The sequence below is a fragment of the Stenotrophomonas sp. B1-1 genome (assembly GCF_010894375.1).
In the GTDB taxonomy this organism is placed as follows: Bacteria; Pseudomonadota; Gammaproteobacteria; order Xanthomonadales; family Xanthomonadaceae; genus Stenotrophomonas.
In genome coordinates, this window is record NZ_JAAIUZ010000011.1 from 205,913 (window position 1) to 232,519 (window position 26,607).

The window sequence follows — 26,607 nt, forward strand, 5'->3', positions numbered from 1 at the left end:
GTCGAGCTTGCTCGACTGCTTTTCGGGCACCCCAGTCGAGCAAGCTCGACTCTACGTGGGCGGTGCACAAAAAAACGGCGGGCCGAGGCCCGCCGTTTTCATGTCCGCGTCTTCCAGGCGATCATGCTGCCTGCGAATGCGGGTCCTTGTGCTGGCGGTCGTAGTAGCTGGCTGCACGCAGTTCGTGGGTGTCGAAGTCGTCCACGGTGATGGTGTCCAGGGTCAGCGTACGCAGTTCTTCCAGCAGGCTGCGCTCGTCCTGGGTGATCACGCCTTCGGCCACGGCCTCGTCCAGCTGCGCCTTGAAGTCCAGCGCCTCGATGCCCTTGCTCTTCAGTGCCTTCAGGAACTTGCGCTCCACCGGCTCGGCCATGATCGCCTTGCTCAGGTAGCTGTTGATGCGGCCGCCCGGGTTGTTCTCGCACGGGGTCAGGAACACGCCACTGGCCAGGCGGTCGCGGGCTTCGTTGGGGGCCATCAGCAGGGCGGCCACGCGGCGGCTCAGGCGATCGCCCGGGGCTTCGGCACGACGGCCCAACGGGAAGATCAGCGCCCACATCAGCCAGCCGATCGGACGGATCGGGAAGTTGCGCAGGGCCGCCGACAGCGACTCTTCAATCTTGTGCACGCTGTCATGGAAGGCCCAGGCCAGCAGCGGCTGGTCGGCCTGCGGTGCGCCTTCGTCGTGGTAACGCTTGAGCATGGCGCTGGTCATGTAGACATGGCTTAGCACGTCGCCCAGGCGGCCGGACAGCGATTCCTTGAACTTCAGCTTGCCGCCGAGGGTCATCATCGAGATGTCGGCCATCAGCGCCAGGTTGGCCGAGTAACGGTCCAGCTTGCGGAAGTAGCGGCGGGTGTAGGCGTCGCCCGGGGCGGCACCGAAGCGCGCGCCGGTCAGGCCGAACCAGAACGAACGCACCGCATTGGAAATGCCGTAGCGGATGTGGCCGAACAGGCTGCGGTCGAAGTCCTGCAGACCGGCGCGGGTGTCCGGATCCTGCGCGGCCTTCATTTCCTTCAGCACCCACGGGTGGCAGAGGATCGCACCCTGGCCGAAGATCAGCAGGCTGCGGGTCATGATGTTGGCGCCTTCCACGGTGATCGCGATCGGCGCGGCCTGCCAGCTGCGGCCGGCGAAGTTGCGCGGCCCCAGGATGATGCCCTTGCCGCCGATCACGTCCATCATGTCCGAGATCACTTCGCGGCTCATGTTGGTGCAGTGGTACTTGGCGATGGCCGACGGCACCGACGGCACGTCGCCGCGGTCCACCGCCGCTGCAGTAGCCTGCGACAGCGCACTGATCTTGTAGGCCTTGCCGCCGATGCGGGCCAGCGCTTCTTCCACGCCTTCGAAGCGGCCGACCGACAGCCCGAACTGCTTGCGGATGCGGGCATACGCGCCGGTGACCGCTGCACCGGCCTTGGCACCGCCGCTGGCGGTGGAGGGCAGGGTGATCGAGCGGCCCACGGCCAGGCACTCGTTGAGCATGTTCCAGCCCTTGCCGGCCATGGCCGCACCACCAATCAACTGGGTGAGCGGAATGAACACGTCCTTGCCCTTGATCGGACCGTTCTGGAAGGTCGAGTTCAGCGGGAAGTGGCGACGGCCGATTTCAACGCCGGCGGTGTCGCGCGGCAGCAGGCCCAGGGTGATGCCGATATCGCGGGTGTTGCCGATCAGGCCGTCCGGGTCGTACATGCGGAAGGCCAGGCCGATCAGCGAAGCGACCGGGGCCAGGGTGATGTAGCGCTTGTCGAAGGTCAGCTTGACGCCCAGCACCTGCTCGCCGTTCCACTCGCCCTTGCAGACGATGCCGTAGTCGGGAATCGAGGTGGCGTCGGAGCCGGCGAACGGACCGGTCAGGCCGAAGCAGGGCACTTCGCGGCCATCGGCCAGACGCGGCAGGTACTGGTCCTTCTGTTCCTGGGTGCCGTAGTGCACCAGCAGTTCACCCGGGCCCAGCGAGTTCGGCACGCCCACGGTGGAGCTGACCACCGAAGACACCGAGGCCAGCTTCTGGATCACCTTGTGGTGGGCCAGCGCGGAGAAGCCCAGGCCGCCGTATTCCTTCGGAATGATCATGCCGAAGAACTTGTTCTTCTTGATGAAGGCCCACAGTTCCGGCGGCAGGTCGGCGTGGACATGGGTGATTTCCCAGTCGTTGACCATGGTGCACAGCTCTTCCACCGGGCCATCCAGGAAGGCCTGTTCTTCGGCGGTCAGCTGCGGCTTGGGGTAGTTCAGCAGGATGTTCCAGTCCGGATCACCGGTGAACAGCTCGCCCTCGAAACCGACCGAACCGGTTTCCAGCGCGATGCGCTCGGTCTGCGACAGCGGCGGCAGCACCTTGCGGAACACCTTCATCATCGGGCCGGTCAGCAGCGGCTTGCGGATGAACGGCAGCAGCAGCGGCACGGCAATCACGGCCAGCACGGCGGCGGCCACGATCGTGGCGGTCTGGTTCACGTAGGGCACGAACCAGCAGATGGCCAGCAGGGCCACGCTGATCAGCGTCCAGGTAACCAGCCGCATGCGGTGGTAGGCGACGAACGCGCCTGCCAGCAGCAGGGCGAGGAAGGGAAGAACGATGCTCATGAGCGTGCTCCGGTGACGTGCTCGTTTGTGGCGGACGAAGCCGCAGCATCCGCTGCGGGCAACACGTCCAGATAGTCCAACACAGTAGCGGTAAAGGCGTCGTTGTCATCACCGGCGACCATGTGCGTGGCCTGCGGCAACTGTACGTGGCGCGCGTGCGGCGCCAATGCCAGGAATTCGGCCACGGTCTGCGGCGTGACCAGGTCGCTGCGGCCGCCACTGACCAGCAGCAGCGGGCACTTCACCTGGCGCGCGGCCTCGGCCAGTGCGCCCTGGTGCTGTTCGCTGTCGCGGGCCAGCTCGGCCACCAGGCGCGGGTCCCAGTGCCAGCGCCAGCGGCCGTGGCCATCCTCGCGCAGCAGTGCCTGCAGGGACGCTTCGGATTTGCGCGGGCGGTGCGGCAGGTAGGCGGAAATCACATCGGCAGCGTGCGCCAGCGAAGTGAAGCCCTCGGGGTGGGCGGTCATGAAGGCCAGGATGCGTTCCACCCCGGCGGTGTCCCAGCGCGGGGTGATGTCCACCAGCACCATGGCCGAGAACAGGCCCGGCCAGCGCGCTTCGGCCAGCAGGCCGAACAGGCCGCCCATGGAGGCGGCCACCAGCACCGGCGGTCGCGGTTGTTCACCGGCCAGCACGATCAGGTCATCGGCAAACTGCTCGCCGTGGTAGGGCAGATCGGCCGCATTCCAGTCCGAATCGCCATGGCCGCGCGCATCGTAGGCCAGGGTCTGCAGGCCGGCGGCCGACAGGGCGCGGGCGGTGGCATTCCAGGCGTGCCGGGTCTGGCCGAAGCCGTGCGCGAACAGCACGTGTCCGCGTCGCCCGGCCTGGTTGGCCGTGGCAGCCAGGTGCGCGCCATGGGCCGCTTCCAGGCGCAGATCGGTGAATACAGCGGCAGCAGCAGGGGTAACCATACTTGATAGTATGGATGGGCCGTGGAGGAAGTCAATACTGCCCGGTATGGTGCGCTGCGGAAGCCGCGCCGCAAGGGTCATGACGGTTTCCAGCGCAACGGCATACTGCAACGAACCCCGGCGTATGGTTAAATCAGCCCATGAATCAACCTGACACTTCCGCCGGCGAACCGCGCGCCGGCCGCAACAGCCGCCTGAGTGCCGAAGACTGGGCCCAGGCCGCCCTCGACCTGATTGCTGAACAAGGGGTGGGCGCCGTCGCGGTGGAGCCGCTGGCCCGCCGCCTGGGTGTCACCAAGGGCAGTTTCTACTGGCACTTCCCCTCGCGCGATGCGCTGCTGCAGGCCGCGCTGGAACGCTGGGAACTGTTCGAGCAGGAACAGGTGTTCGGCAGCCTGGAAGACGTGCCCGATCCGCGTGCACGCCTGCGCCAGCTGTTCCAGATGGTGGCCCATGAAGTGCAGCCGCACATCATCTACAGCGAGCTGCTGAAGGCACTGGACCACCCGATGGTGCGACCGGTGATCGACCGCGTTTCGCAGCGTCGGCTGGACTATCTGATCGCCTCGTTCCGCCAGGCAGGACTGAGTTCCACCGATGCCCGCCACCGTGCGCGCCTGGCGTATGCGGCCTATGTCGGTTTCCTGCAGTTGTCGTTGCAGCTGCAGCAGCCCAAGCAGGCACGCGAAGATTTCGAAGCCTATGTCGAACACCTGATCGAGACGTTGATTCCGAACGGTTGATCAGCACCGGCGACGAACGCAACGCCGAAAGGCCGCAGCACTGCTGCGGCCTTTTTCATTGCGCGGGCGTTCGTGCGCAAAACGGAAGCGAAGAGGCGCAGAAACAGAAACGGGGCCCCGAAGGGCCCCGTCCTGGTGTTTTACGCTACGAACAGGCCTCGATCAGAAGCGCTGGGTGTACTGCATGAACACGTAGCGGTCGAAGTCCAGCATCGGGTCGATCGAACCGGAGCTGTTGTTGGTCTGCGAGTAGCTCTGCGGCGGGGTCTTGTTCCAGATGTTGCGCGCGCCGACGGTGACGGTGCCGTTCCACGGCGCCGCCCAGCTGACCGACACGTCCTGGTACGAGATCGAGCCCTTCTTGTTGGCGCCTTCACCGCCGCCCCAGCCGCCGTTCGGGGTCAGGTAGGTCGGGTCGTTGCACTCTTCGGCCGAACCGTCGAAGCAGAAGTCACGGTAGCCGCCGTAGTAGCGCAGGTTCCACTGCGCCGACAGGTCACCCTTGGCCCAGTTCACGCCCAGGGTGCCGCGCACGCGCGGGAAGTTCCAGTAGCCGGCGTAGTTGTCCCAATCGGCAGTGGAATCGCTCTTGGAGCGGTAGGCCGACAGGTAGTTGGCGTCCAGGTGCACCGAGAACTGGCCGATGCTCATTTCCGGCAGGCGGTAGTTGGCACCGAAGTTGTAGCCTTCGGTTTCCAGCACACCCAGGTTGGCGTTACCGCGGCTCAGTGCCACGACCTGGCCCGATGCAGCGTCGCGGGTGTAGTTACAGAACGAGTCCACACCGTTGTAGCACTGCTGCAGGACGTAGGTGGCCGACACGGCGGTGATCACGTTGTTGATGGTGATCTTGTACCAGTCCAGCGAGAAGTCCAGGCCCTGCACCCAGCGCGGGCTGAACACGAAGCCCACGGTACGGGTCTTGCTGTATTCCGGTTCCAGCTCGGCGTTACCCACACCGGCCTGGAACGGCGCGATGCTCTGGCTTTCGCGGGCACCGACCGGTGCGCCGGCGCTGTCCTGCTGGCGGAAGTTGGCGCCCAGGCCTTCGGCGTTGCAGCGTGCCGCGGCCGTGGCGTTGCCGGTACGGATACCCAGCAGGGCATCGCACGGATCGGTGAAGTAGTCGAAGGTCTGCGAGCCGCCACCGAAGGTGTCGTCCAGGGTCGGGGCGCGGAAGCCCTTGCCGTAGGTCGCGCGGACCAGCAGGTCTTCAACCGGCTTCCAGGTCAGGCTGAACTTGCTGTTGGTGGTGTCGCCGAAGCGGTCGTAATCGGAGTAGCGGCTGGCGATGTCGAACGACAGCTCCTTCGCACCCGGCACGTCCTTCAGCACCGGAATCATCAGCTCCAGGTACACTTCGTCGGTCTTGTACTTGCCGCGGGTTGCGCCGGCAGCCAGATCGGTGGTGTAGCCGGCAGCGGACAGCTGGTCCGGATAGTCGTAGCCATCAACGGTGCGGTGTTCGATACCGGCCGCGAAGGCAAACTCGCCCGCGTCGCCCGGCATGTTGAACAGGCCGCCGGTGATGTTGGCGAAGTACTGCTTGCTGACGCTCTGCTGGGTGGCCTGGCTGATGGTGTTGATGTACTGCAGGGCATCAGCAGTGGAGGCCGACGGGCCGCCCAGGATGTTGAACGGGGTGCACTGGCCAGCGGCCAGGCTGGTGCCCAGCGCGATCGGGTTGGCAGCGGTACCGCACTGCACGACGCCCTGCGAGTTCAGGAACGACGGGCCCAGGGCCTTTTCCAGTGCCAGCAGGTTGACGTTGCCGGTGCCGATCTGGGTGACATCGAACTTGTTGTAGTTCATGCCCACGTCCCAGTTCCAGCCGTGGTCGCCGAAGTCGAAGGCACCTTCCAGCGCGCCGTCGAAGTGGTACGACTTCACGTTGTTCTGCGAAATACGCGGGATTTCAATCGTGCGGCGGAACCAGTTGTCCAGGGCCAGGCCGGCACCCGGATTGGCCTGGTTGCCGAACGGGTTGTAGTAGCTGTCGGCGCTGATCGACACCGGGTAGGTCGGCTGTGCAGCGGCGCTCAGCGGGTAGCCGGCAACCTGGCGGACCGAGTCACGCTCGGAGTACATCACAGTCGACTTGAAGCTGATGTTCGGATTGAAGTCGTAGGACACCGAGGTGAAGATCGACTTCGTTTCCGATTCCTGCTGCAGCATCATCTGCTGGCTGGAATTGAAGCGGTCATTGGCGGTGACGCCAACGTGGTAGTTGCCCAGGCTGTTGGAAGCCGCGCCAACGCCCACGCCGTCGTAGGTGCCGGTGTGGTTCAGCACGTACATGTTCGGCGACCAGTCGCCGTCGGCAGCGGAGACGATGTTGCCGTCTTCGTCCAGGTAGTTGCCCGCACCCGGGGTACCGGCGGCGCGCGGATCGGTGAAGCGACCCCACGGACCGGTGGCGCTCAGGCCGGCACCGATGTGGCGCGGACCGTAGGTGTAGCGGGTCAGCTCGCGGTCCTTGGCCCACACCGGATCTTCCTTGGTGTAGCTGGCGCCGAAGATGATCGAGCTGTTCTCACCGGTGGTGCCGGCGGTGAACGAGTACGACTGCTTCTGGCCATCGCCGCGGCCGTTCTGGCCGATCAGGCCGGAGAACTCAGCGCCTTCGAAGTTCGAACGCATGATGATGTTGACCACACCGGCCACGGCGTCGGAGCCGTAGATGGCCGAAGCGCCGTCCTTCAGCACTTCGATGCGCTCGATCAGCGCGCTCGGGATGGTCGACAGGTCGGTGTAACCGGCCAGGCTGGTGGTCCAGCGCTTGCCGTTGACCAGCACCAGGGTGCGGTTTTCGTTGAGGTTGTACAGGTTGACGTACTGGCCACCCTGTTCCGGGTTGGAGGTCAGCACGGCGGCCTTGCTGAAGTTCTGCGTACCGGCAACCGACAGGTTCTGCAGGATGTCGCCGACGCTGACCAGACCCGACTTCTTGATGTCCTCGGAGGACACGGTGAAGATCGGCTGGGCGGTTTCGACGTCGACCGAGCGGATGCGCGAACCGGTGACCTGGATGCGATCCAGGTTGGTGGCGCCGCTGGTGGTGGCTTCCTGCGCATGGGCGGTCGCGGTGGAGGCACCGGCGACCAGCGCGATGACAACGGCATCGCGCAGCTTGTTGGACTTGAAATTCATTGGCTCTCTCTCTCCAAGGAAATCTTGGCTGGGGTAGTGCCTGGCGACGGGACCCAATAGGGGCCCCAAAAACGCAAGGCTGAACCGATAGTAACGAGCCTCGTTGGAAAATTAAAGGTGTGTTAATTCATGTCTCACTTTCCTCGGAATTCAAGGAAAGTCTTTTTATTTCAATGGGTTGGAGTTTAACTGCGCAACCGCTGGCGGTTTATGACAGGCGGTGGGTGCGTAAAAAGTTTCAATTGATGCATGTCGCGACGTGTCGTTGTGTAACCGCTGTGCCCGGCAGAGGCGCGACACGATGCGCGCGGAAACAGAAAAGGGCGCCCCGAGGCGCCCTTGTCGTGACATGGCCGGATTACCGGCCAGGAGTGGAATCAGAGATCCTGTTCGTAGCGCACGTACGGCACGGTGCCGTCGTCGTTGCTTTCGTTGCGCGGGGAGAACGGATTCTTGCCGCGGCTGATGACGTTTTCCGCGCCGACGGTCAGCTGGCCCGACCACGGGGTGCGCCAGGTCAGGCCGATGCCCAGGCCTTCCCATTTGCCCGGCTTGCCGGGCACATCGACCACGCGGCCGATGATGCTGCCGCTGAAATTGCCGTAACCGGCGCCCAAGCTCAGGCTCTTGCTGTCCCAGCGGTCGACGATGGCCGGTGCGGCGTCGGCCAGCGGCACCAGGCGGGCCTTGGCGTAGGTGCCGGCAATGGAGACGAAGCCCTCGCGGCCGATGTTGCGCTGGGCGAACACCGTCAGATCGTTCTGCTCGGCGCGCAGGGCAGGGGTCTTGTTCGGCGAGGCCAGCCACGCCGGCAGGGTTTCACGACCGGTACCGGCGGTGATGCCCAGGCGGTTGCTGCCCCGGTTGAGTGCGGCGGTACCGGTGAAGCGGCGGTTGTTGGCACCGATCGCGTCATCTTCATCGCCCAGGCTGGCCAGCATGCAATGGCTGGCCAGACCGCTGATGCTGGTACCACTGCTGCTGTTGCACAGCAGGCCCAGCGAGTCGCCCGAGGACAGACCGAACGCGGCATCCAGCGAGTTGCGGCCGAAGTGCCAGCGTGCGCCCGCGGCCTGTTCGCCGGTGGGCTCCAGGTACAGCAGGGCTTCGACCTTGCCGCTGCCCTTGTTCCACACCGGAATGACGGTGCGGGTGTCCTTGCTCTGCGCATGCGCGCCCGTGATCGCGCCAAGGGCGATCAGCAGGGCCAGCGGTAGACGCAGGAAGGTACGCATCGGACCAGTTCAGACAGGGGCGGACGACGAAAGTTCCCGCTGGGGCGGGAACTCGATCCTAGGGTGTTTATGAATTCTTAACAAGCCTTGATCCTCCCCAGAACACAAGACCTGTATGTTTTACTGAAGCCGTTCAGGCGCCGGTGCATTCCCCTCGGCACCGTGGAACAGTATGCCGAACTCCGTCAACGGAAAGTGATACTCCTGTCCGCAGAATTCGCATCGCACTTCCACCGCGCCGGTGTCCTCGGCGGCCGCGCGGGCTTCTTCTTCACCCAGCGATTCGAGCATGGCCGCGACCCGCTCGCGCGAGCAGGAGCAGGCGAAGGACAGCGGCTTGTCGCCCACCAGCACCGGCTTTTCCTCGTGGAACAGGCGGTGCAGCAGGTCTTCGGCCGGGGTGGCCAGCAGCTCGGCCTTGCCCAAGGTCTCGAACAGCGCACTGGTGCGCACCCAGCCATCATCATCGCCCTCGTCGCCGGGCAGCTTCTGCAGCAGCAGGCCACTGGCGCCATTGCGGTCGGCGGCCAACAGCAGGCGGGTCGGCAGCTGTTCGGACTGCTGGAAGTAGTCCTCGAAGGCTTCGTCCAGCTCGGCCGCGCTCAGGCCGACCAGGCTCTGGTAACGCTGCGGCTCGCGCGGGTCCAGGCCCGGGTTCTCGATGGTGATGGCCAGCAGCGCGCCCTCGCCCAGGGTGGACAGGTCACGCGGGGCATCGCCGCCGTCGGCCAGCTGGGCGATGCCGCGCAGGGTGCCGGCGGCGGTGCATTCGGCGAACAGGGCGCGCAGGTCGGTGTTGCTGCGCAGCTGGATCGACAGACGGCCATCGACCTTGGTGTGGCCGGTGAACAGGGCCGAGGCGACGCTGGCCTGGCCCAGCAGTTCAGCGGCGTTGTCCGGGTAGACCGCGTGCGACAGGATCTTCTGCCAGGTGGCATGCAGGCGCACGTGGACACCGCGGACGCCGGCGTCGGGCAGCAGGAAACGGATCAGGGAATCGGATTGGGCGGTCATCGGCTCACATCGCGCGGAAACAGGGGCGGTTGCCGGATAATGCGCCGACAACCAGATAGAAGAAGGATGCACCAGTAATGGGGGCAGGGGGAGAGCAGGACAAGGTGGCGGCCGCCCCGGTCGCGCAGCGCCGGCGCTGGCGCTGGCGGCAGCTGCTGTGGCTGCCGGTGCTGTTCGTGGCGTTCAGCTGCCTGCAGGTGCTGGTGCTGCGTTTCATCGATCCGCCGCTGTCCACGGTGATGCTGTGGCGCTATGGCGAAGCCCTGGGCCAGGCTGACTGGTCCTACCGGCTGCATTACCAGTGGCGTGATCTGGACGACATGGCCCCCAGCCTGCCCATTTCGCTGGTGGCCGCCGAAGACCAGCGCTTCCCCGACCACAATGGCTTCGACCTGCAGGCCATCGAGAAGGCGCGTGACCACAACGCGCGCGGTGGGCGCCTGCGTGGCGCCAGCACGATCAGCCAGCAGGTGGCCAAGAACCTGTTCCTGTGGCAGGGCCGCAGCTGGGTGCGCAAGGGCCTGGAGGTCTGGTACACGGTGCTGATCGAAGCGTTCTGGCCCAAGCAGCGCATCCTGGAGATGTACGCCAACATTGCCGAGTTCGGTGACGGCGTCTATGGCGCGCAGGCGGCGGCGCAGACCTTCTGGCGCAAGGATGCCGCGCGCCTGAGTCCGGCCGAGAGCGCGCGCCTGGCGGCGGTGCTGCCGGCGCCGCGCCGTTACAACGCCGCCAAGCCCGGGCCGTACGTGCAGCGGCGAGCGGCGTGGATCCAGCGCCAGGCACGGCAGCTGGGCGGCGCGGGATATCTGCAGGAGTAGGGCAGCGGCGGGCCGCAGGCGTGCCTGCGACGTACAATCCGGGCATGAATCGTGACCGCCTGACGTTCGTCATTGCCGCCCACAACGAAGCGCTGGCGCTGCCGCAGCTGCATCCGCGCCTGTGCGCGGTGCTCGATGGCCTGGCCGATATCGACGGCCACGTGCTGTACGTGGACGACGGCAGCAGCGATGAGACCTGGGCGGTGATCAGCGGTTTGGCCGCGGTGGATGGGCGGGTGTCGGCCCTGCGCCTGTCGCGCAACTTTGGCAAGGAAGCGGCCCTGACTGCCGGCCTGGACCAGGTGCGCGAAGGCGCGGCCATGATCCTGGATGCTGATGGCCAGGATCCGCCGGAACTGGTGCCGCAGTTCGTCGCGCGCTGGCGCGAAGGCTTCGACAACGTCTATGGCACCCGTCTGGTGCGTGACGGTGAAAGCTGGAGCAAGCGGGCGACGGCGGCGCTGTTCTACCGGGTGATCGGGCGCCTGTCGCCCACGCCGATTCCGGCCGACACCGGTGATTTCCGTCTGCTGTCGCCCCGCGCGCTTTCGGCGCTGCGTGAGCTGCGCGAGCGCCACCGTTTCATGAAGGGGCTTTTCAGCTGGGTCGGGTTCCGCCGCGTGGCGGTGCCCTACCACCGGCATGCGCGCCTGGCCGGCACCAGCAAGTTCAGCCTCTGGCGCTTGTGGAACTTCGCCCTGGAAGGCATCACCGGCTTTTCCACGGTGCCGCTGCGCGCGGCCACCTATCTGGGGCTGGCAACGGCGGCGGTGGCCTTCATGTTCGGCGTGTGGGTGATCGTGAAGGCGGCCCTGTACGGCGACCGCGTGGCTGGCTGGCCGACCATGATGGCGGTGATCCTGTTCCTGGGCGGGGTGCAGTTGATCGCCCTGGGGCTGATCGGCGAGTACCTGGGCCGGCTGTACGAAGAGTCCAAGCAGCGACCGCTGTACCTGGTTGACGCGTGGTTGGCACCGGGCGTGGCAGAATCGGCCCTGCAACCCACCCTGGGAGGGCAGGCAGATGACGTCGGTACGGCAACTGTTGGACGGCAAGTCCCCTGAAGTGCACGCGGTCGCCCCTGGCGCCGCGGTGATCGATGCGATCCGGCTGATGGCCGAAAAGGGCATCGGTGCGGTGCTGGTGATGGACGGCCCGCGCCTGGTCGGCATCCTTTCCGAACGTGACTATGCACGCAAGATCGTGCTGCGTGACCGCTCCTCGCGCGATACCGCGGTGGCGGAAATCATGACCGCGCAGGTGGTGACCGTGGCGCCGGGTGAGCAGGTGGAGCATTGCCTGCAGCTGGTGACCGATTACCGTATCCGCCATCTGCCGGTGGTGGAAGGCGGGCAGGTGCTGGGGGTGATATCCATCGGCGATCTGGTGAAGTCGGTGATCGATGCGCAGCGGCGCGAGCTGGATCATCTGCAGCAGTACATCGTGGCCGGGTAGTTTTTCGCTGGCGGGCTGGCAGCCCGCCGGCCCGCTTTGAGAAGCCAGGGCCAGAGCAAGAGCAACGGCTTCAGAACAGCGCCTTCCTGATGCGTGGGGAGGCGGAGGGCATGGCCGTGCAGGACACGCGGTAAATACGTCCATGTAGCTCGTAGGCGCCGTCCTTGGCGCCTACGGTCCTGCACGGCCATGCCCTCCGCCTCTGGACACGGTCCTGCGAGCGCGGTGCATTTCAGTGCCGATCATCCGCTTCTGGTAGGTGCCAACCTTGGTTGGCACAGCTTTTGATCTTGATCTTGATCTTGATTTTGAATTTCCGCTCTCGTTCCGCGCGCGCAGGAAACTGTCGAGAGTGGGGCGGGTGGGCCAGGCAGGACCGCAGGCGCCATGGGCCCGAGGCATGCCTCGGGCGGGTTGGGCAGGACGCCCAACCCCGGTCTTGCCGTGCGCGCAGGACAGCGCGCACGAGCAAGGCGCCTACGAGCCCCCATGGATGGGTTTACGGCGTGTCCTGACTGGCCCACCCGCCCCACTCAAACGAAGATCAAACGCGGCGCCGCGAACAACCGCTCTTACTTCGCATACTGCCCACCGCAGTTGGCGTCCTTGCCCGGGCCGGTCTCGATCGTTGCCAGCAGCGCGGCCGGCGGGGCGATGCTGCCCAGCGCCAGGGCCACTGCGCCGCGCAGGCCCAGCGCCTTGAAGTCCGGGCGGAACGAGGGGTCCTTGAAGGTGCCGCCGATGCGCAGTGGAGAGCGCAGTACCAGGATGCTCTTGTCCTTCGGCCGTGGCCGCAGCAGCAGGTCCAGCGATTCGTCGCGCAGGTTCACCGTTCCCTCGCCAATGACGATGGTATCGGTGGTGTCCACCGCCAGTGCGCGGCTGGTCATCACGCCATCGCGCACACCGAAATCGGCGAAGGCGCAGCGCAGGGGAATCTGCCGGTCACCGGTGAACAGGAACTTCACCGACTCAGTGATGTCCAGCCCGGCCAGCTCCATCACCAGGTTGCCCACGTGGCCGCGGCCCATCGCCACGCCCACGTCGCCGCTGCTGCCACCCAGCATCGCCGCGATCGAATTGCCGCGACCGCTCAGGTCGATCTGTCCGCTGATGCCGCCCTTGGCCTGCTCGGCCAGCTTTGCATCGGGGAACAGCTGCCCCAGCTGCACGCCGCGGACGCTGGCCTTCAGCGAGGTGGCAATCTGCGGCTGCCGTGCATCCATGCGGATCGTGCTGCGGATATCGCCGCCGGCCACACCGAAATTCAAGGGGTCCAGCCGCAGCACGCCGTCGTCCAGCAGCAGGTGCGCGTCCATGTCGTCCAGCGGCAGCGAGGGCGCATTGATGCGGTGCGCTTTCCAGCGCACGTCGGCGTCCATCGCGCGCAGCTTGCCCAGGTTGTACGGCGTGTCCGGCAGCACGCGGCTGCTGGCCGCCACCTGCGCTGCTTCGGCTTTCTGCTCGGCATTGGCGGTCTCGCCACTGCCGGTCCTGGGCGGAGCGCCGACGAAGCCGGCCAGATCATCGAAATCCAGTCGGCGCGATTCCAGCGTGGCCGTTAGGCGCGGTCGGTCGCGGCCCACGTCGAACTGCAGGTTGCCGCCCAGGTCGCTGTCTCCGACCTTGCCGGTGAAGCGCTCGTAGCGCCACACGTTGTGGTCGCGCTTCAGGCGACCATTCAGGGCATACGGCGGCGATGGGGGAATGGCGATGCCCAGCAGCGGGTAGAGGTCGGCCAGGTCCTGGCCACTGAGGGCGAACTGCAGGTCGAACAGCTGAAGTGCGAACGGATTGGTCAGCGTGCCGCTGGCTACGGCATGGGTGCCGCCGGCACGGCCGTCCAGGTGGATGCGGAAGGGATGAGCGCTGTCGGTCAGCTGCAGGGGCGATTCGGTGCCGCCGCTGAGGGAGAACGCGTTGCCCTGCCAGCGGCCCTTGCCGGCCACCAGCAGGGGCGGCGCGGCGTCGCCCTGGCGCGGCTGGCCACTGCGTACGTTCAGGCGGATATCGGTGCGGCCACGCACATCGGAAAACTGCAGGCGTCCGTCGTCGATGAACAGGCGTTTCAGTTGCGGCGCGGTGCCACCCCTGCTGTCGCCGAGGAAATCCCAGTTGCCGGGCTCGCCCTCACGCGGCGCCGTCTGCAGCAGCACATCGGGGCGGCTCAGGCGTACCTCAGGCAGTTGCACGCTGCCGCGCAACAGCGGCCAGACCCGCACGTCGATCTCCACCCGGTCGGCGCTGGCCATGTTCGGCTGCCGGGCCCAGGCGGCGTTGGCGAAGGAGATGGCATCGGCGCGCACAGTGGTGGTGCGGCCCAGGTCCACGTCCAGATTGCCGATGTGTAGGGCGCGCCCGGTGCGGGCCTGCACGGCACGCTCTACCGGGCCCTTGAACCAGTTCCAGTCCCACAGGGCGATGAGGACCAGGATCGCGGCCAGCACGAAAACCAGGGCGGCCAGCCAGCGCTGGCCCCGGCGGCCGGGGCGGCGGAGGCGCCAGCGCGAAGCGCGCGGCGTCGCAGGGGAAGGGGCAGCATTCACGCTGCCATCGTTGCCCCACCGAAGTGGACGGGGCGCGAAGCGCTCATGTGCATGGTGTGCACAGGAGCGCCGGACGGCAGGGTTACAGCACCTGCATGGTGACGGCCACGAAGTGGCAGACGCTGCCGCCGATCACGAACAGGTGCCAGATTGCATGCGAATAGGGAATCGATTCGCGGTGGTAGAAATAGGTACCCAGGGTGTAGGACAGGCCGCCGCCGAACAGCCAGGCCAGGGTGCTGCCGTCGATGGAGGCCCACATCGGCTTGATCGCCACGATCACCAGCCAGCCCATGGCGATGTAGATGCCGGTGGACAGCGCCTTGAAGCGGCCGGTGTAGAACAGCTTGAACACCACCCCGCCCAGCGCCAGCGCCCAGATGGCCGTGAACAACCCCCAGCCCCAGGGGCCGCGCAGGCCGATCAGGGTGAACGGGGTGTAAGTGCCGGCGATCAGCACGTAGATCGCGCAGTGGTCGAACACCTTCAGGCGGCCCTTGGCCGTGGGGTGCTGGATGGCGTGGTACAGCGTGGAGGCGGTGTACAGCAGCAGCAGGGCGATGCCGAACACGATGGCGCTGGCCAGCTGCCAGCCGTCGCCGTAGATGGCGGCCAGGGTGATCAGTACGGCGCCGGCGGCCAACGCGAATACGGCGCCGAGCCCGTGGGTCAGGGCGCTGGCGATTTCTTCGCGGATGGAAGCAACAGTCGTGGTGGACATGGCGATGACGTGGTTCGCGGGGAGGGGGACCCGCAGCCCCCCTATCATCGCCGCGATGGCGGTTGCTTGCACCCCCGCCACCGTATGGTGGGTGAATCGGCACCCATCCACGCATGGCGTGGATCTACCGGGCGCCGATCCGACCCCGGCCGGTCAGGCCACCGAGACGGTGTGGGCGGCTTCGCGGGTGGCCGAGAAGCGCACGTCCGGCGCGCGTTCCTGGGCCAGCTGCAGGTTCACCCGGGTCGGGGCGAGGTAGACCAGCTGGCCGGCCGCATCCAGGGCCAGGTTCAGCGCGTTCTTCTCGCGGAAATCTTCCAGCTTCTTCTCGTTGCTGCAGGTGACCCAGCGTGCGGTGGTCACGCTGACCGGCTCGAAGGTCGCTTCCACGCCGTACTCGTCCTTCAGGCGGTAGGCGGCCACGTCGAACTGCAGCACACCCACCGCGCCCAGGATCAGGTCGTTGCTGGTGAGCGGGCGGAAGAACTGGGTCGCGCCTTCTTCGGACAGCTGGGCCAGGCCCTTCTGCAGCTGCTTCAGCTTGAGCGGATCGCGCAGGCGCGCGCGGCGGAACAGTTCCGGGGCGAAGTTCGGGATACCGGTGAAGGTGACCGCTTCGCCTTCGGTGAAGGTATCGCCGATGGAAATGGTGCCGTGGTTGTGGATGCCGATCACATCGCCCGGCCAGGCTTCGGCAGCGATTTCACGGTCACTGGCCATGAAGGTCAGCGCGTTGGCCAGCTTCATCTCCTTGCCAGTGCGCACGTGGAAGGTCTTCATGCCGGCGTTGAAGCGGCCCGAGCAGATGCGCATGAAGGCCACGCGGTCGCGGTGCTGCGGGTCCATGTTGGCCTGGATCTTGAACACGAAGCCGGTCAGCTTGTTTTCCTGCGGGGCGATCTCGCGGCCGGTGGTGGCGCGCGCCTGCGGGGCGGGGGCGTGTTCGACGAAGAAGTCCAGCAGCGGCTGCACGCCGAAGTTGTTCACGCCCGAACCGAAGAACACCGGGGTCTGCTTGCCGGCGCGGTAGGCGTCCAGGTCGAACGGGTGGCTGGCGCCCTGCACCAGTTCCAGTTCGTCGCGCAGCTCGGCCAGCATCTGTGCGCCGATCTTTTCGGCCAGGCCCGGCGCATCGATGGACGGGAAGATGGTCGAATCCTGGCGGGTGAAGTTGCGGCCCGGTTCGTACAGATGCACTTCGCCGGTCAGCAGGTGCACCACGCCCTTCAGGCGCTGGCCCATGCCGATCGGCCAGGTGACCGGGGCGCACTGGATGCCCAGCACGGTTTCCACTTCATCCAGCAGCTCGATCGGGTCCTTGCCCTCGCGGTCGAGCTTGTTGATGAAGGTCATGATGGGGGTGTCGCGCAGGCGGCACACTTCCATCAGCTTGATGGTGCGCTCTTCCACGCCCTTGGCCACGTCGATCACCATCAGCGCCGAGTCCACCGCGGTCAGCACGCGGTAGGTGTCCTCGCCGAAGTCGGCGTGGCCGGGGGTGTCGAGCAGGTTGACGATCTTGCCCTCGTAGGGGAACTGCATCACCGACGACGTAACGGAGATGCCGCGTTCCTTTTCCAGTGCCATCCAGTCGGAGGTGGCATGGCGGGCGGCCTTGCGGCCCTTCACTGAACCGGCCATCTGGATCGCGCCCCCGAACAGCAGCAGCTTTTCGGTCAGCGTGGTCTTGCCGGCGTCAGGGTGGGAAATGATGGCGAAGGTGCGGCGGCGCGACGCTTCGGTGGCGACTTCGGACATGGCAGTGGCGCCCGCCCGGGGCGCTTTTCAAAGAGATAAGCGGCCGATTATACCGGCCGGGGCCGGTCAGCGCCCGGCACTGGCTTCGGTGCTGCTGTCACGGGCGAACTGCAGCTGCCCCTGCGCGGTGAAAATGCGCACCGGCACCGAGCGCAGGCCCATGCCGCGGTTCACCTGGACCACGAAGTGCAGGTGCGGGGCAGTGCTGAAGCCGCTGTTGCCCGACAAGCCGAGCGGCTGCCCGGCCTGCACCGCCTGGCCGGGCCGCACCCGCATGCCGCCGGCCTGCAGGTGCGCGTACAGCCCCATGCTGCCGTCGCTGTGCAGCACGCGGATGAAGTTGGCGCGGGCGCCATCGCGCTGGCGGTCCTGGCCATTGGCCTGGAAGCCGTCCTGCACCTGCATCACCGTGCCCTCGCGCGCGGCCATGACCAGGGTGCCTTCGGCCAGGGCGAAATCCACCGCATCGCGGTTTTCCTCATCCTGGTGGCTGAAGCGACCATTGGGCGCCTGGTCCACGCGCAGCTGCGTGGCTTCGAAGGGCAGGCGATACGCCACGTCCTCGGCCTGCGCCGCTGGCGTGCCGGGCACGGCATTCATGCGTACTTCGAGGGGGCGCCCATCGGCCGGGGCCGCCAGATGACCGACCACCAGGGTGCCGCCGCCCTGCACCAGCGACTGCACGGGCAGCCCTTCGATGGCCTGGCCGGGCGCGGCGCGTAGTTCGATCTGCAGCGGGCCGGCCAAGGGGTTGTCGATCCGGGCCTGCCATTGCTCGCCAACCGGTTGCAGCCGCAGCTGGGCCAGCGGCGCGGCGTGGGGCGCCGCGCCGCGTTCCGCAGGGGCCTGGCCCGTCGACACCAGCCCCCAGCCCTGCCGCCAGTCGCTGGCGTGGGCAGGGGCTGCGGCCAGCAGCGCAGACAACAGGCAGCACAGGTGCAGGCAGCACAGGGGCAGGCGGGGCATCAGCGGTTCCGGCGGGGCGGGCGCCGGACTGTAGCCGATCCTGAACGGCGCTGGCGGTACTGCTTCCCGTTTCACAGTCCTGCATTCATTCATCGCTTTATCCGCATGAAGGGATTGACACGCCCGGAATCCGCTGGCATCGTGGTTCCACCATCGAGACCGGCAGAGGGACAGGCCCTTTGAAGCCGGGGCAGCCCGCAGGCATGCAAATGCCGGCGTAGGTGCCAAATCCTGCGGGGACCGTGGCGTCCACCGAAAGATGGTTCGAGCGTGCACCGCCGGTGCATCTTGAACGCGAGCCCCGCGAAGGCTCGATGGCCGATTCCCAACTGGATCCCGCCATGAGCTTCGCCCCCAGCACCGTGCTTCGCCCCGAATCCTTTGCCCCCGTCAGCGTGCCGGTCGATGACCGCGTGCACGCCGAGCGCGGCGAGTTCGCCGCGGTGCTGTCGATGCGCCACGCCGGCCCGTGCCCGGTGCGCCTGCGCTACGAGTGGGTCGGCCCGGCCACCGCGCCGGTAGTGGTGCTGGCCGGTGGCATTTCCGCCCACCGCCATGTGGCCAGCAACCCGCAGTTCAGCGAAAAGGGCTGGGCCGAAGGCCTGGTCGGCGCCGGGCGCGCGCTGGACCCGCAGCAGCTGCGCGTGCTCGCCTTCGATTTCATCGGCGCCGACGGCGCGCTGGATGTGCCGATCGACACGGCTGACCAGGCCGACGCCCTGGCCCTGCTGCTCGACCACCTGGGTGTGCGCACGCTGAAGGCCTTCGTCGGCTATTCCTATGGCGCGCTGGTGGGCCAGCAGTTCGCCGTGCGCCACCGTGCGCGGGTGCGCCAGCTGGTGTTGGCCAGCGGTGCGCACCGCCCGCATCCCTATGCCGCCGCCTGGCGCGCGCTGCAGCGCCGTGCCGTTGCGCTGGGCCAGCTGCAGTGTGGCGAAGACCACGGCCTGGCCCTGGCCCGTCAGTTCGCGATGCTCAGCTACCGCACCCCGGAAGAGTTTGGCGAGCGCTTCGACGCTGCGCCGGAAGTGGTCAACGGGCGCGTGCGGGTCGCGGCCGAAGACTATCTGGACGCGGCCGGTGCGCAGTACGTGGCGCGCACGCCGGTGACCGCGTACCTGCGCCTGTCCGAATCGATCGACCTGCATCGGGTGGACCCCGCCGCCATCCTGCCGCCCACCGTGGTGGTGGCCGTGGAAGGCGACCGCCTGGTGCCGCTGGCCGACCTGGTCGGCCTGGTCGAGGGCCTGGGCCCGCGCGGCAGCCTGCGCGTGCTGCGCTCGCCCTACGGCCACGATGCCTTCCTGAAAGAAACCGATCGCATCGACGCGATCCTCGCTACCGCCTTCCGCACTTCTGGAGAGACCGCATGAGCCTGCACGCCACCGAGCCGTCCTGTAGCCGCACCACCGCCGCGGTCCGCGCCGGGATCGACCGCGACACCGCCCACGGGGCGGTCACCCCACCGATCGTGCTGTCCTCGAATTTCAGCTTCGAAGGCTTCGGCAACAAGCGCCAGTACGACTACACCCGCAGCGGCAACCCCACCCGCGATCTGCTGGGCGAAGCCCTGGCCGAGCTGGAAGGCGGCGTGGGTGGCGTGGTCACCGCCACGGGCATGGGCGCCATCAACCTGGTGTTGAACGCGCTGCTGCAGCCCGGCGATACGCTGGTGGTGCCGCACGATGCCTACGGTGGCAGCTGGCGCCTGTTCAACGCGCTGGCGAAGAAAGGCCACTTCGAACTGGTCACCGCTGACCTGACCGATCCGCGCGCGCTGGCCCAGGCCCTGGCCACCCAGCCGAAGCTGGTGCTGGTGGAAACGCCGTCCAACCCGCTGCTGCGCATCACCGACCTGCGCTTCGTGATCGAAGCCGCGCACAAGGCCGGCGCGCTGGTGGTGGTGGACAACACTTTCCTGTCGCCGGCACTGCAGCAGCCGCTGGCCTTCGGCGCCGATCTGGTGCTGCATTCCACCACCAAGTACATCAATGGCCACAGCGATGTGGTGGGCGGCGCGGTGATTGCGCGCGATCCGGCCGTGCATGAACAGCTGGTGTGGTGGGGCAATGCGCTGGGCCTGACCGGCTCGCCGTTCGACGCCTTCCTGACCCTGCGCGGCCTGCGCACGCTGGATGCGCGCCTGCGCGTGCACCAGGAAAACACCGCGTCCATCGTCGCGCTGCTGGACGCGCACCCGGCGGTGGCGCGGGTCTACTACCCGGGCCTGGCCGATCATCCCGGCCATGCCATTGCCGCGCGCCAGCAGAGTGGCTTCGGCGCGATGCTGTCCTTCGAACTGGCCGACTGCGAAGGCGACGATCCGCACGCGGCGGTGCGCGCCTTCGTTGATGGCCTGCGCTGTTTCACCCTGGCCGAATCGCTGGGCGGCGTCGAAAGCCTGGTCGCACACCCGGCCACCATGACCCATGCGGCGATGACCGCCGAAGCCCGTGCCGCGGCCGGGATCAGCGAGGGCCTGCTGCGTCTGTCGGTCGGCATCGAGGCCGAACGGGACCTGCTGGCCGACCTGGACGCGGCGCTGCAGCGCGCCGAAGCGGCGATCGACCATGCCGCACGCCGCAAACAGGTGGTGGATGCATGAGCGCATTGGCCGCTGAACTTCCCGCCGTTGCCACCGGGCGGTTGGCACTGCTGGGTACCGGCACGGTGGGCACTGCCTTCGTGCAGCGCTACCAGGCGCTGCAGGCGCGCGGGCTGACACTGCCGGGCGTGCAGTGGCTGGCCAATTCGCGCACCGCGCTGGCCATCGATCGCGATCTGGCGGTGCCGCTGGAACTGGCGCGGCGTGCGCCACGCGACGGCCAGGGCGCGCCGCGCTGGGCCGGTACCGAAGGCCTGGAACGCGGCGACGTGGTGGTCGATGCAACGGCCAGCGAAGAGGTGGCCGCACGCCACGTGCAGTGGCTGGCGCGTGGCGTGCACGTGGTCACCGCCAACAAGCTGGGCCGTGGTGCACAGCTGGCGCGTGCGCAGGCCATCGCCCACAGCTGCGCCGACAGTGGTGCGCGCTACGGCGACAGCGCTACGGTCGGTGCCGGCCTGCCGCTGCTCAGCAGCCTGCGCGCGCTGGTGGCCGGCGGTGACCACATCCATGCCATCGAGGGCGTGCTGTCCGGGTCCCTTGCCTGGCTGTTCCATCGTTACGACGGCCAATCGCCGTTCTCGGCCGCGGTACGCGAGGCGCTGGCGGCCGGCTACACCGAGCCGGACCCGCGGGTGGATCTGTCCGGTGAGGATGTGCGACGCAAGCTTCTGATCCTGGCGCGCAGCAGTGGTCTGGCGCTGGATGCCGCACAGGTGCAGGTGGAATCGCTGGTGCCTGAAGCACTGGCCGCGTTGCCGCTGGAACAGGCGCTGGTTGCACTGGAACAGTTGGATGCGCCGCTGCAGGCGCGCTGGCAGCAGGCGCACGCGCAGGGCCGCCTGCTGCGCTTTGTTGGCCGTGTGGATGCGCAGGGCGCACAGGTGGGCCTGCGCGAGCTGGCCGCCGACCACCCGCTGGCGCAGGGCGCTGGCACCGACAACCGCGTGGCCATCCACAGTGATCGTTACCGCCATCAGCCCCTGCTGATCCAGGGGCCCGGTGCCGGTGCCGAAGTGACGGCGGCCGCCCTGCTGGATGATGTGCTGCGCATCGTGGGCTGAGGCATCGCCGGGCATGGCCCGGCGTTACCCCGATCTTGCAACGGTAGCGCCGGGCCATGCCCGGCGGAGCGCCATCAACGCGTCTTCAACGCCTTCAGCAACGCGGCATTGAACTGCTTCGGGTCCTGCACCTGCGGCGAATGCCCCAGCGCGGCGAATTCCACCAGCGTCGCCCCGGGAATGGCGGCCGCCGCCGCCTTGCCCAGTGCGGGGTAATTGCCCAGCGTCGCTTTCAATTCCGCCGGTGCCTGGTCGCGGCCGATGGCGGTGCGGTCCTTCTGCCCGATGAACAGCGTGGTGGGCACCTGCAGGTTCTTCAGTTCGTAGACCACTGGCTGGTTGAACACCATGTCCGAGGTCAGCGCCTGGCTCCAGGCCACCGCCTGCTTGCCAGGGCCGGCGTACATGCCCGACTGCATGCGTGCCCAGGTTTCATAGGGCGGCTTCCATTTGCCGTCGTAGTAGACGTCCAGCTGGTAGCGGCGGATGCTGTCATAGCTGATGTTCATTTCACCGGCGTACCACGCATCCACACTGCGCCACGGCACACCCAGCGCCTTCCAGTCTTCCAGCCCGATCGGGTTGACCAGCGACAGGCTGCGCAGATCCTGCGGATAGGTAAGCGCGTAGCGCACGCCCAGCATGCCGCCCATCGAATGGCCGACCAGGTGGACCGGCAGTTCGCCCAGTTGCAGGTGCTGCAGCAGGGCGTGGGTGTTGGCTGCCAGCTGCCCGAACGAATACTGGTAGCGCTCGGGCTTGCTGGATTTGCAGAAGCCGACCTGGTCGGGGGCAATGACCCGGTAGCCGGCGGCCACCAGCGGCTTGATGGTTTCCTTCCAGGTAGCGGCGCAGAAGTTCTTGCCATGCAGCAGCACGACCACGCCGACGGGAGTCTTCTTCGGCGCGATGTCCAGGTAGGCCATCTCCAGCGGCTGCTGCTGCGATTCCAGGCTGAAGGTCTTCACCGGGTAGCCGTAGTCGAAGCCCTCCAGCCGCGCACCGTAGGTCGGGGGCGGCGCGGCCAGTGCGGACAGGGGCAGGCAGGAAAGCAGGGCGGCAGCGACCAGACGCATGGGGTTCTCCGTGGCAGGGAACCCCGAGCGTAACCGCAAAACGTTGCCGCCGCGGCCTCCGCCGGTAGAGTCGACTGTCAGTCGACTACCGCGCGCAGCGCGGGCTCTCGCAGCCTGTCGGTAGAGCAGTCGACTGACAGTCGACTCTACCGCCACCGCGCGCAGCGCGGGTTCACGCAACCTGCAGGTAGAGTCGAGCTTGCTCGACTATCGCGCGCAGCGCGCGCCCCCCCCCCACACGCGATCAGCATTCGATCACGTTCACCGCCAAGCCACCGCGGCTGGTTTCCTTGTACTTGTCCTGCATATCGCGGCCGGTATCGCGCATTGTCTTGATCACCTTGTCCAGCGACACCTTGTGCTTGCCGTCGCCACGCATGGCCATGCGCGAGGCATTGATCGCCTTCACCGCCCCCATGGCGTTGCGTTCAATGCAGGGAATCTGCACCAGCCCGCCAATCGGGTCGCAGGTCAGGCCCAGGTTGTGTTCCATGCCGATTTCCGCAGCGTTCTCGATCTGGCTGGGGTTGCCGCCCAGCGCGGCGACCAAGCCGCCGGCGGCCATCGAACACGCAACGCCCACTTCACCCTGGCAGCCCACTTCGGCGCCGGAAATCGAGGCGTTTTCCTTGTACAGAATGCCGATTGCTGCGGAAGTAAGCAGGAAATCGAACACGCGCTGTTCGTTGGCGCCCGGGCAGAAGCGGTCGAAGTAATGCAGCACGGCAGGCAGGACGCCGGCGGCGCCGTTGGTCGGCGCGGTCACCACGCGGCCACCGGCAGCGTTCTCTTCGTTCACCGCCAGCGCGTACAGGTTCACCCAGTCCAGCGTGGTCAGCGGGTCGCGCATGGCGGCCTCGGGCTTGGAGGACAGCTCGCGGTACAGCGCCGGTGCACGACGGCCTACCTTCAGGCCACCGGGCAGCACGCCTTCCTCGCGGATGCCGCGCGCCACGCACGACTGCATCGCGCTCCAGATCTCGCGCAGCTTCTCGCGGATCTCCTCTTCGCTGCGCCAGCACTTCTCGTTCTCGAACATCAGCTGGGCAATGCTCAGGCCGCTGCGCGCGGTCTGCGCCAGCAGTTCGTCGCCGCTCTTGAACGGGTAGGGCAGCGGCGTTTCGTCGGGCACGATGCGGTCGTCGGCGGCATCGTCCTGGTTGACCACGAAGCCGCCGCCCACCGAGTAATAGTCGCGGGTGGCGATCACTTCATCGTCGGCGTTGTAGGCGGTGAAGCGCATGCCGTTGGTGTGGTAGGGCAGCTTCTGCCGCTTGTTCATGCCCAGGTCGCGCTTCTCGTCGAAGGCGATCTCGTGCTGGCCCATCAGCAGGATGCGCTTGCTGCTGCGGATGCGTTCCAGCGTGGCGGGAATGATGTCCGGGTCGATCAGGTTCGGGCGCTGGCCTTCCAGGCCCAGCAGGATGGCCTTGTCGGTGCCGTGGCCGCGCCCGGTCAGGGCCAGCGAGCCGTAGACGTCGGCGCGGATGCGCGCCACTTCGTGCAGGCGGCCCGGGTCCAGCAGCCAGCGGTGGATGAAGCGTTCGGCGGCCTTCATCGGCCCGACGGTGTGGGAGGAGCTCGGGCCAATGCCGATCTTGAAAACGTCGAACGTGCTGACAGCCATGGTTGCCGTACTGCGGGTACCGGAAGAGGCCGCTATTCTAGCCGTTCGTGCTGCAGGGCCATGCCTGCGGCGCAGCATTTCCGCCGGCGGAGCCTGAATCGTGCTGACCCTGTTCCAGCGAGACGATTGCCATCTGTGCGACCTGGCCCTGGCCGAACTGGCCAAGGCGCGGGCGCCGGAGTTCGATTCGGTGTTCCTGGATGACCAGCCGGCGCTGGAAAGCCGCTACGGCACGCGGGTGCCGGTGCTGCGGCATGAGGCCAGCGGCCGCGAGCTGGACTGGCCGTTCGATGCCGTGACCGTGCAGGCCTGGCTGGCCGTGCAGTGAAGCCGCCGGGCCATGCCCGGCGGCGGTCCCACATTATTTCGCGTCGAACTTGACGATGGTGCTGATCGCGGTTTCGTCCGGGATGGTCTTGGTATCGGCCCAGTCGCCGCCACCCACGCCGAAGTCCAGGCGCTTCACGGTGGCCTTGCCGGTCAGCACCGGCTGGGTGCCCGGCTTCCAGCTGAAAGTGAAGGTGACCGGCTTGCTCACCCCGCGCAGCTCCAGCGTGCCGTCGGCGGCGAACTGGTCGTTGCCCACGGCACGGAAACCCTTGGCGGTGAAGTGGGCGGTGGCGAACTTGCCGACATCGAAGAAGTCGGCGCCCTGCAGAGTGGAATCACGGTCGCTGTTGCCGCTCTTGGCGCCGGCCAGCGGAATGGTCACGTCCAGCGAGCCTGCGGCCGGATTGGCCGGGTCGAAGCTGAGCTTGGTGCTGAACCCCGGGAAGGTGCCGGTGAACACTTCACCGTCGTACTTGCTGGCAAACACCAGGATGGAGCCGGCGCCGGCGGCCTGGGTGTAATCGGCGGCCAGCACCGGGGCAGTGGCCAGCAGGCCGGCCAGGGCAGCGGCCACGGCGGCCGGGGTGGTCAGTTTCAGGGTCATCGGTCAGTCCTTCTGTGGGGTGGCGAGCCAGCCACGCGGCAGCATCCGCGACAAGGTGGCATCACGCTGGAACAGGTGGTGGTAGAAGGCAGCGCCGGCATGGGCCAGCACCACCGCGATCAACAGCCAGAAGCCATATTCGTGCAGGGCGTGGGAGACGGCCACCACCTGCGGATCGGGCCCGCTCAGCTTGGGCACATCCACCAGGCCGAACCAGCGGAACGGGCGCAGGCCGCTGGCCGAGTCGTACAGCCAGCCGGAAAGGGGAATGGCGAACATCAGTACATACAGCAGCACGTGGGTGGCGCCGGCGATGCGTTCCTGCCAGCTGGGCGTGCCCGGCACCGGCTTGGGCGCGCCGGCGTACAGGCGCCACACCAGGCGCAGCAGCACCAGGGCCAGCACGGTGATACCGATGGATTTGTGCGCGGTGTAGACCCAGAAATACTTCGGTGTCTTCGGCAGTTCGCCCATGGTCAGGCCGACGATGCCCAAGGCGAGGATCAGCAGGGCGATCAACCAGTGCAGGGTCTGGCTGACGCTGCCCCAGGCAGCGGGCGTGTTCTTGGCGGTCATGGCGTGTCCTTCGGGGCCGTCGGGCTGTCGGAGTGGCTGTCGGGGGCGGGAGTTCCCGGGCGCGCGCTGCGGTCCAGCGCCGCTTCGGCTTCGATTCTGATCTGTACGCTGTCGCCGATCACACCCGGCCAGGCGGTGATGCCGAAGGCGCGGCGGCTGAGCGTGGTGGTGGCCGAGAAGCCGGCGGTGCGGCGGAACGGCGGCAGCGGGTAGCGCTTGACCGCGTTGAGGGTCACATCCAGCACCACCTCCTGGCTGACACCGCGCAGGGTCAGGGTGCCGACCACGCGCGCATGGGTGGAATCGATCGGTTCCACCCGGGTCGATACGAAGCGCGCACTGGGGAAGCGTTCGCCATCCAGCAGACTGCTGGCCAGGGTTGCCTTGTTCCACTTGGCATCGCCCAGGTCCAGCCGCGCCACGGGAATCTCGACCTCCAGCGTGGCCTCGCGCCAGCTGTCGCCATCGAACTGCACGCTGCCTTGGCTGCCGGAGATGGTGCCCAGGGCCTGCGAATAGCCGGCGTGGTCGATGGCGAACAGCACGCGCGTGTGCACCGGGTCGATGCGCCAGACGTCGGGTGCGGCCCAGGCCGGTGCAACCGCAAGCAGCAGGGGCAGCAGGGCCAGGCGTAAACGCATCGGGCACGTACTCGGTTGGAGGAAGCCCCGATCATACGCACAGCACCGCGCTCTGGACGTGTGCACGGCTGCAACAGTTCGTGGTGGCAATGCGGCTGGAAACAGGCTGTTGCAGCAGTGCCGCCGGTGCTGTGTGACAATCGGGGCCAGGACAGGGGGTTC

Annotated in this window: 22 protein-coding genes and 1 riboswitch; of the genes, 8 read left to right on the forward strand and 14 right to left on the reverse strand. The window is 67.2% G+C overall.

Going from position 1 to position 26,607, the window contains the following annotated elements; translation table 11 throughout:
* Nucleotides 1-121 precede the first annotated feature (121 nt).
* Entirely contained in the window at nucleotides 122-2,599 is a 2,478-nt protein-coding gene (locus G4G00_RS08890; protein WP_164272718.1) for an acyl-CoA dehydrogenase, read from the reverse strand.
* On the reverse strand, nucleotides 2,596-3,513 hold the full coding sequence (locus tag G4G00_RS08895) for an alpha/beta hydrolase (RefSeq protein WP_108753872.1): 918 nt from the start codon (nucleotides 3,511-3,513) through the stop codon (nucleotides 2,596-2,598). Before G4G00_RS08895 ends, G4G00_RS08890 begins: the two co-directional genes overlap by 4 nt.
* Nucleotides 3,514-3,653: 140 nt before the next feature.
* Here G4G00_RS08895 and G4G00_RS08900 point away from each other — a divergent pair, with 140 nt between their 5' ends.
* Complete coding sequence (locus G4G00_RS08900; RefSeq protein WP_108762668.1) at nucleotides 3,654-4,256, forward strand: TetR/AcrR family transcriptional regulator; 603 nt, start codon at nucleotides 3,654-3,656, stop codon at nucleotides 4,254-4,256.
* Nucleotides 4,257-4,418: 162 nt separating this feature from the next.
* Here the strand turns inward: G4G00_RS08900 and G4G00_RS08905 are convergent, their stop codons facing one another.
* The 3 genes from G4G00_RS08905 to G4G00_RS08915 all read right to left on the reverse strand — a co-directional run bounded on the left by G4G00_RS08905 (nucleotide 4,419) and on the right by G4G00_RS08915 (nucleotide 9,655).
* Nucleotides 4,419-7,406 carry a TonB-dependent receptor gene (locus G4G00_RS08905; protein ID WP_164272721.1) on the reverse strand — a complete coding sequence of 996 codons (2,988 nt, stop codon included), beginning with the start codon at nucleotides 7,404-7,406 and terminating at the stop codon, nucleotides 4,419-4,421.
* Between the two features lie 377 nt (nucleotides 7,407-7,783).
* Nucleotides 7,784-8,641, reverse strand: coding sequence for a hypothetical protein (locus G4G00_RS08910; RefSeq protein ID WP_108753870.1), 858 nt, complete (start codon nucleotides 8,639-8,641; stop codon nucleotides 7,784-7,786).
* A 120-nt stretch (nucleotides 8,642-8,761) separates the two neighbouring features.
* Nucleotides 8,762-9,655, reverse strand: coding sequence for an Hsp33 family molecular chaperone HslO (locus G4G00_RS08915; protein WP_164272724.1), 894 nt, complete (start codon nucleotides 9,653-9,655; stop codon nucleotides 8,762-8,764).
* Between the two features lie 77 nt (nucleotides 9,656-9,732).
* Here G4G00_RS08915 and mtgA point away from each other — a divergent pair, with 77 nt between their 5' ends.
* From mtgA to G4G00_RS08930, 3 genes are read left to right on the forward strand one after another with little or no spacing between them, the layout of a single operon-like run.
* Nucleotides 9,733-10,476 (forward strand): monofunctional biosynthetic peptidoglycan transglycosylase, encoded by a 744-nt coding sequence (gene mtgA, locus G4G00_RS08920; RefSeq protein WP_108753868.1) that lies wholly within the window; start codon nucleotides 9,733-9,735, stop codon nucleotides 10,474-10,476.
* 44 nt (nucleotides 10,477-10,520) lie between these two features.
* Complete coding sequence (locus tag G4G00_RS08925) at nucleotides 10,521-11,540, forward strand: glycosyltransferase family 2 protein (RefSeq protein WP_164272727.1); 1,020 nt, start codon at nucleotides 10,521-10,523, stop codon at nucleotides 11,538-11,540.
* Nucleotides 11,500-11,931 carry a CBS domain-containing protein gene (locus tag G4G00_RS08930; protein WP_108753866.1) on the forward strand — a complete coding sequence of 144 codons (432 nt, stop codon included), beginning with the start codon at nucleotides 11,500-11,502 and terminating at the stop codon, nucleotides 11,929-11,931. The genes G4G00_RS08925 and G4G00_RS08930 overlap by 41 nt, the downstream gene beginning before the upstream one ends.
* A 572-nt stretch (nucleotides 11,932-12,503) precedes the next feature.
* Here G4G00_RS08930 and G4G00_RS08935 read toward each other — a convergent pair.
* The 4 genes from G4G00_RS08935 to G4G00_RS08950 form a co-directional block, all read right to left on the reverse strand.
* Nucleotides 12,504-14,477 carry an AsmA family protein gene (locus tag G4G00_RS08935; protein ID WP_164272732.1) on the reverse strand — a complete coding sequence of 658 codons (1,974 nt, stop codon included), beginning with the start codon at nucleotides 14,475-14,477 and terminating at the stop codon, nucleotides 12,504-12,506.
* An 82-nt stretch (nucleotides 14,478-14,559) separates the two neighbouring features.
* A complete protein-coding gene (locus G4G00_RS08940; RefSeq protein WP_108753864.1) occupies nucleotides 14,560-15,198 on the reverse strand; it encodes a hemolysin III family protein in 639 nt (212 codons plus the stop codon).
* Nucleotides 15,199-15,351: 153 nt separating this feature from the next.
* Nucleotides 15,352-16,956 (reverse strand): peptide chain release factor 3, encoded by a 1,605-nt coding sequence (locus tag G4G00_RS08945; RefSeq protein WP_164272735.1) that lies wholly within the window; start codon nucleotides 16,954-16,956, stop codon nucleotides 15,352-15,354.
* 66 nt (nucleotides 16,957-17,022) lie between these two features.
* Nucleotides 17,023-17,922, reverse strand: coding sequence for a M23 family metallopeptidase (locus G4G00_RS08950; RefSeq protein WP_164272737.1), 900 nt, complete (start codon nucleotides 17,920-17,922; stop codon nucleotides 17,023-17,025).
* A gap of 147 nt (nucleotides 17,923-18,069) precedes the next feature.
* A riboswitch (SAM riboswitch) is annotated at nucleotides 18,070-18,188 on the forward strand.
* Between the two features lie 75 nt (nucleotides 18,189-18,263).
* On the opposite strand from G4G00_RS08950, the gene G4G00_RS08955 reads away from it, so the two are divergent.
* Genes G4G00_RS08955 through G4G00_RS08965 form a run of 3 tightly spaced genes read left to right on the forward strand, consistent with a single transcriptional unit; the run spans nucleotide 18,264 to nucleotide 21,591 of the window.
* Entirely contained in the window at nucleotides 18,264-19,295 is a 1,032-nt protein-coding gene (locus G4G00_RS08955; protein WP_108754858.1) for a homoserine O-succinyltransferase, read from the forward strand.
* A complete protein-coding gene (locus tag G4G00_RS08960; protein WP_108756919.1) occupies nucleotides 19,292-20,527 on the forward strand; it encodes an O-succinylhomoserine (thiol)-lyase in 1,236 nt (411 codons plus the stop codon). The genes G4G00_RS08955 and G4G00_RS08960 overlap by 4 nt, the downstream gene beginning before the upstream one ends.
* On the forward strand, nucleotides 20,524-21,591 hold the full coding sequence (locus G4G00_RS08965) for a homoserine dehydrogenase (protein ID WP_164272740.1): 1,068 nt from the start codon (nucleotides 20,524-20,526) through the stop codon (nucleotides 21,589-21,591). The genes G4G00_RS08960 and G4G00_RS08965 overlap by 4 nt, the downstream gene beginning before the upstream one ends.
* Before the next feature lie 74 nt (nucleotides 21,592-21,665).
* Here G4G00_RS08965 and G4G00_RS08970 read toward each other — a convergent pair whose 3' ends face one another.
* Together G4G00_RS08970 and G4G00_RS08975 are read right to left on the reverse strand one after the other, a co-directional pair.
* Nucleotides 21,666-22,667, reverse strand: coding sequence for an alpha/beta hydrolase (locus tag G4G00_RS08970; protein WP_164272743.1), 1,002 nt, complete (start codon nucleotides 22,665-22,667; stop codon nucleotides 21,666-21,668).
* A 244-nt stretch (nucleotides 22,668-22,911) separates the two neighbouring features.
* Entirely contained in the window at nucleotides 22,912-24,294 is a 1,383-nt protein-coding gene (locus G4G00_RS08975; protein WP_108750776.1) for an L-serine ammonia-lyase, read from the reverse strand.
* Between the two features lie 100 nt (nucleotides 24,295-24,394).
* Between G4G00_RS08975 and G4G00_RS08980 the strand changes: the two genes are divergently transcribed.
* On the forward strand, nucleotides 24,395-24,622 hold the full coding sequence (locus G4G00_RS08980; RefSeq protein ID WP_164272746.1) for a glutaredoxin family protein: 228 nt from the start codon (nucleotides 24,395-24,397) through the stop codon (nucleotides 24,620-24,622).
* A gap of 33 nt (nucleotides 24,623-24,655) precedes the next feature.
* Here G4G00_RS08980 and G4G00_RS08985 read toward each other — a convergent pair whose 3' ends face one another.
* Genes G4G00_RS08985 through G4G00_RS08995 form a run of 3 tightly spaced genes read right to left on the reverse strand, consistent with a single transcriptional unit; the run spans nucleotide 24,656 to nucleotide 26,445 of the window.
* A complete protein-coding gene (locus G4G00_RS08985) occupies nucleotides 24,656-25,228 on the reverse strand; it encodes a YceI family protein (protein WP_108750774.1) in 573 nt (190 codons plus the stop codon).
* A gap of 3 nt (nucleotides 25,229-25,231) precedes the next feature.
* The gene (locus G4G00_RS08990; protein WP_108753858.1) at nucleotides 25,232-25,804 is read right to left on the reverse strand and encodes a cytochrome b; all 573 of its coding nucleotides are present in this window, start codon (nucleotides 25,802-25,804) and stop codon (nucleotides 25,232-25,234) included.
* Nucleotides 25,801-26,445, reverse strand: coding sequence for a YceI family protein (locus G4G00_RS08995; protein WP_164272749.1), 645 nt, complete (start codon nucleotides 26,443-26,445; stop codon nucleotides 25,801-25,803). Before G4G00_RS08995 ends, G4G00_RS08990 begins: the two co-directional genes overlap by 4 nt.
* Nucleotides 26,446-26,607 lie beyond the last annotated feature (162 nt).

Bases quoted from the DNA above. Each gene is read 5' to 3' on its own strand.
- G4G00_RS08890 (WP_164272718.1), bottom strand. From the start codon at position 2,599: ATGAGCATCGTTCTTCCCTTCCTCGCCCTGCTGCTGGCAGGCGCGTTC.
- G4G00_RS08895 (WP_108753872.1), bottom strand. From the start codon at position 3,513: ATGGTTACCCCTGCTGCTGCCGCTGTATTCACCGATCTGCGCCTGGAA.
- G4G00_RS08900 (WP_108762668.1), top strand. From the start codon at position 3,654: ATGAATCAACCTGACACTTCCGCCGGCGAACCGCGCGCCGGCCGCAAC.
- G4G00_RS08905 (WP_164272721.1), bottom strand. From the start codon at position 7,406: ATGAATTTCAAGTCCAACAAGCTGCGCGATGCCGTTGTCATCGCGCTG.
- G4G00_RS08910 (WP_108753870.1), bottom strand. From the start codon at position 8,641: ATGCGTACCTTCCTGCGTCTACCGCTGGCCCTGCTGATCGCCCTTGGC.
- G4G00_RS08915 (WP_164272724.1), bottom strand. From the start codon at position 9,655: ATGACCGCCCAATCCGATTCCCTGATCCGTTTCCTGCTGCCCGACGCC.
- mtgA (WP_108753868.1), top strand. From the start codon at position 9,733: ATGGGGGCAGGGGGAGAGCAGGACAAGGTGGCGGCCGCCCCGGTCGCG.
- G4G00_RS08925 (WP_164272727.1), top strand. From the start codon at position 10,521: ATGAATCGTGACCGCCTGACGTTCGTCATTGCCGCCCACAACGAAGCG.
- G4G00_RS08930 (WP_108753866.1), top strand. From the start codon at position 11,500: ATGACGTCGGTACGGCAACTGTTGGACGGCAAGTCCCCTGAAGTGCAC.
- G4G00_RS08940 (WP_108753864.1), bottom strand. From the start codon at position 15,198: ATGTCCACCACGACTGTTGCTTCCATCCGCGAAGAAATCGCCAGCGCC.
- G4G00_RS08945 (WP_164272735.1), bottom strand. From the start codon at position 16,956: ATGTCCGAAGTCGCCACCGAAGCGTCGCGCCGCCGCACCTTCGCCATC.
- G4G00_RS08950 (WP_164272737.1), bottom strand. From the start codon at position 17,922: ATGCCCCGCCTGCCCCTGTGCTGCCTGCACCTGTGCTGCCTGTTGTCT.
- G4G00_RS08955 (WP_108754858.1), top strand. From the start codon at position 18,264: ATGAGCTTCGCCCCCAGCACCGTGCTTCGCCCCGAATCCTTTGCCCCC.
- G4G00_RS08960 (WP_108756919.1), top strand. From the start codon at position 19,292: ATGAGCCTGCACGCCACCGAGCCGTCCTGTAGCCGCACCACCGCCGCG.
- G4G00_RS08965 (WP_164272740.1), top strand. From the start codon at position 20,524: ATGAGCGCATTGGCCGCTGAACTTCCCGCCGTTGCCACCGGGCGGTTG.
- G4G00_RS08970 (WP_164272743.1), bottom strand. From the start codon at position 22,667: ATGCGTCTGGTCGCTGCCGCCCTGCTTTCCTGCCTGCCCCTGTCCGCA.
- G4G00_RS08975 (WP_108750776.1), bottom strand. From the start codon at position 24,294: ATGGCTGTCAGCACGTTCGACGTTTTCAAGATCGGCATTGGCCCGAGC.
- G4G00_RS08985 (WP_108750774.1), bottom strand. From the start codon at position 25,228: ATGACCCTGAAACTGACCACCCCGGCCGCCGTGGCCGCTGCCCTGGCC.
- G4G00_RS08990 (WP_108753858.1), bottom strand. From the start codon at position 25,804: ATGACCGCCAAGAACACGCCCGCTGCCTGGGGCAGCGTCAGCCAGACC.
- G4G00_RS08995 (WP_164272749.1), bottom strand. From the start codon at position 26,445: ATGCGTTTACGCCTGGCCCTGCTGCCCCTGCTGCTTGCGGTTGCACCG.